We start from the raw sequence: 1,731 nt of genomic DNA, 5'->3' as shown, positions 1-1,731 counted from the left end.
CTTACTGGCTGTACCTTCCCAATGGCTGGAAACTGGGCCTTTGGTTGTATTAGAAGCCCACTCGCTATCTATACCTGTTATCGGCTCTAACTTGGGGGGTATTGCTGAACTTGTTAGACACGGCATTGATGGTTGGTTAGTGACTGCTAACGATACTAAAGCTTGGACTCAAGCTCTTGAGCGATTAGCAACTGATACTAATTTACTGTGGAAATTGCGCCAAGGTATTAAATCTGTTCGCACAGTAAATATGCAGGCAGCAGATTTAGCAGCCATATATAAAAACCTACAACGGTAGTTTCTCTTTCTGGGTAGATAAATCCAAATAAAATATAACTCACGAGTCAATATTGTAGAGATGAATGAAACAGATTTTCAGAGATGCAATAAAGGAATCAAGAGAATGCTGAACGTTAAACATTTCCTTCATCGACTACAAAACAAGATTTGGCGACTATACAATCATAAATTGCCAGAATTTCTGAGTAGCGTGCAGTTTCTTTGGCTATTGCATATTGGTAGTAAGCCAATGAAAGTTAATCAGAAATCTGCGATGATAATTGCACCACAACAGGATGATGAGGTTTTGGGGTGTGGTAGTTTGATTAAACTCAAGCGAGAACAGAATGTGCCAGTCCAGATTGTTTTTGTCACCGATGGAGCAGCAAATCATGGCAAACATCCCAAATTTCAATCTGGTGAAATGGTTCCAATTCGTAAGCAGGAAGCGCTTTGTGCTTTAAGCATTTTAGGTGTAGATAAGAGCTAAATTTACTTTCAGGGCAATCCAGATAGTCAGCTTCAATATCTTATGAAATTTTTTTCAAGCCGGCTTCTTCGTCGTCAAATCAATAATTTAATAGATGGCCTGTGCGAACGACAGTGTAATTCAGCTATTGACTATTAAACCTAATTACTACATTTTTGCTTGAAATTAAGAATATTTGCTGTGACGCCTCCTCACTACAGGAATGTTTTAAATTTTTTCATATTATTTTGCCTCTAACTGATATTTTTACTTTAACAGGTGGGTACTATAACTTTAGTATGCTGACAACATCTTCATAAAGCTACCTTTGAATGAAATAGTTTTCTACAAAGTTAATTTTAAATTATACTTTTTCTCTATCAAAGTGAGCTTAATTAACCTGTGGAAATACAGGTTTTGTTTCTGTGACATCAGTATTCCATAGAAGGATAAGTTTTATTTCATAAGCAGGCATAAATTAAATAATTCCGATAAGTTCAGTATTTTTCGGTATTAACCACAAAATGAACCCATGATATAAATTGAATAAATCATATTTGTTAATTTGCTACTGCATTTTTAACAATCTTTGTTTAAGCAAGGTTATGTTTCATGCCAATCAAAAGTCTCACTTTTAGTTAAAACTTACATAATAGGCTGAATTAGCTATAAAATCAACATTCTCAAATCTGTAAACAAACGCTTGTTAGGGGAGCTTCTATGTCTGTAAAACGCAAGTTATTTAAAGCAGTAACATTGAATTTTAAAAAACTTATCAGCCAGCTTTTATCTACAATAAAAAAGCAAATTATTTGGCTATTAAGAACTATTTTTACCACTAATAGAAGACGTGGTACGGGAAATGCTGGATTTGTTTTGCCAACGGTAGCGATGGTGTCTTTAGTAGTTGTACTATTAACAACTGCAATTTTATTTCGCTCTTTTGAACGTTCCAAAAATGCTAGTAATGTTCGAGTAAATGA

The 1,731-nt window shown here is 34.7% G+C and carries 3 protein-coding genes; all 3 read left to right on the top strand.

Features of this window, described 5'->3' with window-relative positions:
• The coding region (locus tag VE944_RS30960; protein ID WP_324986665.1) for a glycosyltransferase at positions 1 to 298 on the top strand (298 nt) is incomplete at its 5' end.
• Between the two features lie 105 nt (positions 299 to 403).
• Positions 404 to 769 (top strand): PIG-L family deacetylase, encoded by a 366-nt coding sequence (locus VE944_RS30955; protein ID WP_324986662.1) that lies wholly within the window; start codon positions 404 to 406, stop codon positions 767 to 769.
• A 699-nt stretch (positions 770 to 1,468) separates the two neighbouring features.
• Positions 1,469 to 1,731, top strand: a 263-nt coding sequence (locus VE944_RS30950; protein ID WP_324986659.1) for a hypothetical protein, incomplete at its 3' end; no start/stop codon positions are given.

Source organism: Nostoc sp., assembly GCF_035638895.1.
Lineage (GTDB): Bacteria > Cyanobacteriota > Cyanobacteriia > Cyanobacteriales > Nostocaceae > Nostoc.
The sequence above is the reverse complement of the archived record's forward strand: the minus strand, read 5'-3'. Positions and strand labels throughout refer to the sequence as shown.

Bases quoted from the DNA above. Each gene is read 5' to 3' on its own strand.
- VE944_RS30955 (WP_324986662.1), top strand. From the start codon at position 404: ATGCTGAACGTTAAACATTTCCTTCATCGACTACAAAACAAGATTTGG.